The 6,653-nt window shown below is 58.2% G+C and carries 2 protein-coding genes, 1 tRNA gene, 2 rRNA genes and 1 pseudogene (1 of these 6 cut by a window edge); 4 read left to right on the top strand and 2 right to left on the bottom strand.

Going from position 1 to position 6,653, the window contains the following annotated elements; translation table 11 throughout:
• The 4 genes and pseudogenes from ACSSV3_RS03745 to ACSSV3_RS03730 form a co-directional block, all read left to right on the top strand.
• Positions 1–2,500 (top strand): 23S ribosomal RNA (locus ACSSV3_RS03745); it begins 290 nt to the left of the window's first position.
• Positions 2,501–2,641: 141 nt separating this feature from the next.
• A 5S ribosomal RNA gene (gene rrf, locus ACSSV3_RS03740) occupies positions 2,642–2,756 on the top strand.
• Between the two features lie 182 nt (positions 2,757–2,938).
• Positions 2,939–3,015 (top strand) — tRNA-Met (locus ACSSV3_RS03735).
• 250 nt (positions 3,016–3,265) lie between these two features.
• Positions 3,266–4,453: pseudogene (locus ACSSV3_RS03730) on the top strand (IS3 family transposase).
• A 243-nt stretch (positions 4,454–4,696) separates the two neighbouring features.
• Here ACSSV3_RS03730 and ACSSV3_RS03725 read toward each other — a convergent pair.
• Positions 4,697–5,626, bottom strand: a complete 930-nt coding sequence (locus tag ACSSV3_RS03725) for a DMT family transporter (RefSeq protein ID WP_354323852.1) — start codon at positions 5,624–5,626, stop codon at positions 4,697–4,699.
• Complete coding sequence (locus tag ACSSV3_RS03720; protein ID WP_354323850.1) at positions 5,623–6,642, bottom strand: threonine aldolase family protein; 1,020 nt, start codon at positions 6,640–6,642, stop codon at positions 5,623–5,625. Before ACSSV3_RS03720 ends, ACSSV3_RS03725 begins: the two co-directional genes overlap by 4 nt.
• Between the last annotated feature and the right edge of the window lie 11 nt (positions 6,643–6,653).

Below are 6,653 nucleotides of genomic sequence, written 5' to 3'. Positions count from 1 at the left end.
AGCGAACCGGGACCAGGCCAGTGCCTTCATTTCAACTAGCAGAACACTCTGGAAAGTGTGGCCGTAGCGGGTGACAGCCCCGTATGCGAAAGTGATGATGAAGGACTAGAGTAGGGCGGGACACGTGAAATCCTGTCTGAACATGGGGGGACCACCCTCCAAGCCTAAATACTCGTACATGACCGATAGCGAACACAGTACCGTGAGGGAAAGGTGAAAAGCACCCCGATTAGGGGAGTGAAACAGTACCTGAAACCGAATGCTTACAAGCAGTTGGAGCCTCTTTAGGGGGTGACAGCGTACCTCTTGCATAATGGGTCAGTGACTTAATCTAGCATGCAAGCTTAAGCCGTTAGGTGTAGGCGAAGCGAAAGCGAGTCTGAATAGGGCGACTGAGTATGTTGGATTAGACCCGAAACCCGGCGATCTAGGCATGAGCAGGTTGAAGGTGCGGTAACACGCACTGGAGGACCGAACCGTTTAATGTTGAAAAATTATCGGATGACTTGTGTTTAGGGGTGAAAGGCCAATCAAGCCGGGAAATAGCTGGTTCTCCGCGAAATCTATTGAGGTAGAGCGTCAGATGTATGCCGATGGGGGTAGAGCACTGGATGGGCTAGGGCTGCGCGAGCGGTACCAAACCTAACCAAACTCCGAATACCATCGAGTCTTGTCTGGCAGACAGACGGCGGGTGCTAAGGTCCGTCGTCAAAAGGGAAACAGCCCTAACCTACAGCTAAGGTCCCCAAGTCATATCTAAGTGGGAAAGCATGTGGGAATCCCAAAACAACCAGGAGGTTGGCTTAGAAGCAGCCATCCTTTAAAGAAAGCGTAACAGCTCACTGGTCTAAATAAGGGTTCCTGCGGCGAAGATGTAACGGGGCTAAAGATATGCACCGAAGCTTAGGGTTGCAGTTTACTGCAGCGGTAGCGGAGCGTTCCGTAGGCGAGTGAAGCGGGAGGGTAACCGACCGTGGACGTATCGGAAGTGCGAATGCTGACATGAGTAGCGACAAACAGGGTGAGATACCCTGTCGCCGAAAGACCAAGGGTTCCTACGCAATGCTAATCAGCGTAGGGTGAGCCGGCCCCTAAGACGAGCCCGAAGGGGGTAGTCGATGGGAACCACGTTAATATTCGTGGGCCTGAAGATGTGTGACGGATCGTGGAAGTTGTGTGGCCTTATTGGATTGGTCATGCAGCCAAGCGGTTCCAGGAAATAGCCTCTTCATATAGACCGTACCCGAAACCGACACAGGTGGTCAGGTAGAGTATACCAAGGCGCTTGAGAGAAGTATCCTGAAGGAACTCGGCAAATTGCCTCCGTACCTTCGGAAGAAGGAGGCCCCATCTTAAGGCAACTTTTGGTGGGGGGCACAGGCCAGGGGGTAGCGACTGTTTATCAAAAACACAGGACTCTGCTAAGTCGGCTTCAAGACGACGTATAGGGTCTGACGCCTGCCCGGTGCTGGAAGGTTAAGAGGAGGAGTGCAAGCTCCGAATTGAAGCCCCAGTAAACGGCGGCCGTAACTATAACGGTCCTAAGGTAGCGAAATTCCTTGTCGGGTAAGTTCCGACCTGCACGAATGGCGTAACGACTTCCCCACTGTCTCCAGGATATGCTCAGCGAAATTGAATTCTCCGTGAAGATGCGGAGTACCCGCGGTTAGACGGAAAGACCCCGTGCACCTTTACTGCAGCTTCAGAGTGGTATTAGGAAAGAGTTGTGTAGCATAGGTGGGAGGCTTTGAAGCGACGGCGTCAGCTGCCGTGGAGCCATAGGTGAAATACCACCCTGCTGTTTTCTGATATCTAACCTCGCACCGTTATCCGGTGTAGGGACCCTCTGTGGCGGGTAGTTTGACTGGGGCGGTCGCCTCCTAAAGAGTAACGGAGGCGCGCGATGGTAGGCTCAGGACGGTTGGAAACCGTCTGTTAGAGTGCAATGGCATAAGCCTGCCTGACTGCGAGACTGACGAGTCGAGCAGAGACGAAAGTCGGTCATAGTGATCCGGTGGTCCCTCGTGGAAGGGCCATCGCTCAACGGATAAAAGGTACGCCGGGGATAACAGGCTGATGATTCCCAAGAGCTCATATCGACGGAATCGTTTGGCACCTCGATGTCGGCTCATCACATCCTGGGGCTGGAGCAGGTCCCAAGGGTTTGGCTGTTCGCCAATTAAAGTGGTACGTGAGCTGGGTTCAGAACGTCGCGAGACAGTTTGGTCCCTATCTGCCGTGGGCGTCGATACTTGAAAGGAGTTGCCCCTAGTACGAGAGGACCGGGGTGAACATACCTCTGGTGTACCTGTCATCCTGCCAAGGGTGCCGCAGGGTAGCTATGTATGGACGGGATAACCGCTGAAAGCATCTAAGCGGGAAGCCTCCCTTGAGATTAGGTATCTTTGAACCGTGATAGACCATCACGTTGATAGGCCGGGTGTGGAAGTGCAGTAATGCATGGAGCTAACCGGTCCTAATAGTTCATATCATGCTTGAGAGTTCGCACTGTCAACGACAGGCCTGCCCTATGGGTAAGCAAGTCTTTGTGGTGGAGAATACCTCCAGCCAGATACGCCCTTTACCACTCACCCAAGTGAGTGTGCATCGATTTAAAAACCCGCATCCACTGGCCCCATTGCTTGGTGGCCATAGCGTCTGTGACCCACCCGATCCCATCTCGAACTCGGCCGTGAAACCAGACAGCGCCGATGGTACTGTGTCTTAAGGCACGGAAGAGTAGGTCGTCGCCAGGCATTGAAGCCAGTGGGAGCGGGTATAACCCATTCACAAGTCATAGGGCTGTCCTGCAAGGGCGGCCCTTTTGGCGTCTCTAGAGTTTTAATCTGGGACGCGCGCCAAACGGATCCACAGGATCCGCAAGGCCGACCGGCCGCCCACAGCGCTTAGCGCGAGGGACGCCAGACAAACGGTTTATCGCGGGATGGAGCAGCCCGGTAGCTCGTCAGGCTCATAACCTGAAGGTCGTTGGTTCAAATCCAACTCCCGCAACCAAATAAATCAAGGCCTTAGCAGAAACGCTGAGGCCTTATTTTTATTTTTGGATCAAATTTGGGTCAGTAAAAAATAAGAATGCCCAGCAATTCACAGTGTATCCATCCGGTGAAACGTAAGCGATGTCCCGAGCCCACCTTGCGCGGTTGATGTGAAGCGCCGAGTTTCCACGCCCGGTTAAAGGGTGAGGTGGTGCCGATTTTCTGGACAGGATGGTAAGCTAATCCCGACCTGATGGATTGGTACGGGAATGAAGACGACGAGAAAGCGCTACAGCGCCGATTTCAAAGCCAAGGTGGCGCTGGAGGCGATCCGGGGTGACCTGACGCTGGCGGAGCTTGGCAGCCAAGCATGGCGTGCACCACACGATGATCGCGTTCTGGAAGCGGCAAGCCATCGATGGGATGGCGAGCACGTTCTCCGGGGCTGGCGATCCTGCCAGGGTTGCCAGCGAGAGCGAGGTGGAAAAGTTGCACGCCAAGATCGGGCAACTGGTGGTGGAGCGGGATTTTTTAGCGAAGGCCTTCGGTCGATGAGCGTGGACCGGAGGCGGGCGATGGTCGAACCTGCTCACCACCGCCTGTCGATCTCGGCTCAGTGCCGCCTGCTGCGGATCAGCCGCTCATCTTATTACTATGCGCCGGTGCCGGAAACGGACGAAACGCTGGCGCTGATGACGGTGATCGACACGACGTTCCTGGACTGCCCATGGTATGGCAGCCGCCAGATGGCGCGGCATCTTCGGCGCAATGGCCGTGATGTTGGTCGTCGTAGGGTGCGGCGGTTGATGGCGAAGATGGGGCTGACGCCGATCTACCAGCGGCCGCGCACGAGCGATCCGCACCCGCAGCACCGGATCTATCCATACTTGCTGCGCAAGCTGACGATCGAGCGGCCGAACCACGTGTGGTGCGCCGATGTGACATACATCCCCATGCGTCGGGGCTTCCTCTACCTGGTGGCGATCATGGACTGGGCGACCCGCAAGGTGCAGGCCTGGCACCTGTCGAACACGATGCCAGAAAACCTGGGGACGCTGGCTTCTGCGTCGCAGCGCTGGAGGAGGCACTGGCCCGGTTCGGCAGGCCGGAAATCTTCAATACGGATCAGGGCAGCCAGTTTACCAGCTTTGCCTTCACAAGCGTGCTGCGCGAGGCCGAGGTCCGCATCAGCATGGATGGCCGGGGCCGGTGGATGGACAATGTCTTCATCGAGCGACTCTGGCGCTCTCTGAAGTACGAGTGCGTCTACCTGCATGCCTTCGAGACCGGTTCCGAGCTGCGGGCTGGCCTTGGCCGGTGGATCACCTATTACAACACCCAGCGTCCGCACTCGGGCCTGGCCGGGCGAACCCCGGTCGAGGCCTATCGGCGGATCGGGCAATCAGATCATGGGGGGGCATGCCCCCCATGATCTGATGATCAAACAGGCGGCATGAAAGACAACCGGGATTAGCTTAACTCAGCCGCCAAACTGTCCAAGAAGGCGGGACCACCTCACTATGCCCGATGTTTCCAATTTGACCCTGTCCGGGGCGCGCCCCGGACAGGGTCAAACAAACGAAGTGGGGAATTTTCAAATGTCACTTCTGGGGCATTTTAATCTGCCAGCGACAGATCGGCACCGGGCGCGGATGTGTCCTGCTTATGTCGAGGGGCTGATTGGCCTCGGGGACCGGGCCCTAGCGTTTTTGCTTCGACCTGAGCGCCAGACCCATGCCCAGCAACGCCAGCGCCGCGCCGCTCGCGGTTAGCCACGTCCAGCGATAGCCTTCGAACAAAGTCGACAGCAGCATCGCCACGCACACGGTAACAATGGCATTATAGGCCGTGCGCCCCGCGCCGATCTCGCGCACCAGATTATAGTGCAGTGGGAAGGTCACCACCGACCCGATCAGCGCCAGATAGGCTGTCCCCGCCCAGAACTGCCAAGCCTGCGGCACCGCCGGAGGAGGGCCAGCGGTCAGCAGTGCAAATCCAAGATCGAAGATCGTGCCATAAAGCATCGCCCAGGCCAGCAGGCTGACCATCGGCACTGCGCGTCCGGTGGTATTGGCCTGCACCACATTGGCAATTGATGCTGCCAGCATCCCGCCAATCGCCAGCATGATCCCAAGGCCGACATTGCCGTCCAGCGGAGCCGCGCGCCATTCGTGCACCAACAACATTGCCACCCCAGCAATCGCGACAAGGCTACCGCCGATAAAGCCGCCTTGCACCTTTTCGCCGATGAACACCCGCGCAAACACCGCGTTGGGCACCATCAGCAGCGCGAACATCACCGCGACGATGCCCGAGGTGATGTGCGCTTCGGCATGGTAGACGAACAGGAAATTGCCGCTGAACTGCGCGATGCCGACACCGAGCGCCAACAGATGTTCGGCCCGGCCCAGCCTCAGTCGGTTGCACATCACCATAGCCAGCAAAAACAGCGCTGGGGTCGCCAGCAGGAAGCGGTAGAATACGCTCCACGCCGCAGGCACTCCGTCGATCTGTCCCGTAATCACAAACCATGTCGATCCCCAGATCGTGCCGGTCAGCATGAACGGGATCAGCACCTTGGGGCTGAGTATTGAGGGGCCGAAAGTCGTCGGCGCGGGGGCTGACGTCATAGTGAGGCGATGGCCTTGCCAAGCGCCTGCGCGTCCTCAGTTCGAGTATTCCACGCGGTGACGAAGCGGGCGGAATCGGCGCCCCAATCGTAAAAGGCGAAATCCTGCGCGCGCAGAGCGGCGCGTTCAGCCTCGCTCAATCGCACGAACAGTTCATTAGCCTCAACCGGGTGAAGCAGCCGGTCGCCGCAACCTGCCGCCACTTCCTGTGCAGCGGCATTGGCGTGCACGGCATTGGCAAGCCACAAGTCACCATCCAGCATCGCAAGGATCTGCGCGGCGAGATAGCGGCCCTTGCATTGCAGGTGCCCCGCGCGCTTGCGGCGATAGCGAACTTGCATGGCGGCTTCGGGTTCGAACAGCACCACCGCCTCCGCGCCCATCCCGCCGTTCTTGATGAACCCGAAGGAAAGACTGTCGACCGGGCCGCTAGCTGCGCGTGCCGCATCTTCTGCGCTGCCGCCAAGGAAAGCTGCCGCATTGGCAAAGCGCGCTCCGTCCATGTGCAGACCAAGCCGCCGTTCCTTCGTAAACACACCCAGCGCCGCCAGTTCGGCAGCCGTGTAGGTGCGACCATATTCGCTCGCCTGCGTGATCGCGATGGCGTGCGGCTGCACTTGATGCACATCATTGCGGATCGGATCGATCAGCGCGGCTATGCCTTCCGGCGTCAGCTTTGCGCCATCGCCGTCTGCCAGCATCAGCTTGGCACCGTGGAGAAAAAATCCCGGCGCGCCGCCTTCATCGACCTCGATATGTGCCTCGCGGTGGCACACCACCCCGCCGTGGGGGGCGCACATCGTCGCCAGCGCAAGGCAGTTGGCTGCTGTCCCGGTCGCCACCCACAGCGCGGCGCATTCACGCCCGAACAGCGCCGTAAAGCGTGCGTCGAATTCTCCTGACAGCGAATCGCCATCATAGGGATTATCCGGATGGTCGGCTGCACGCATCGCCTCCCACAATCGGGGGTGGACGGCGGCGGCATTGTCCGACAGGAAGGGCTTGGCAAGGGTCATGGGACAACGCC

This window comes from Porphyrobacter sp. MBR-49, assembly GCF_053628655.1.
Note: the sequence above shows the minus strand (reverse complement) of the source record. Positions and strands in the feature narration are given on the sequence as shown.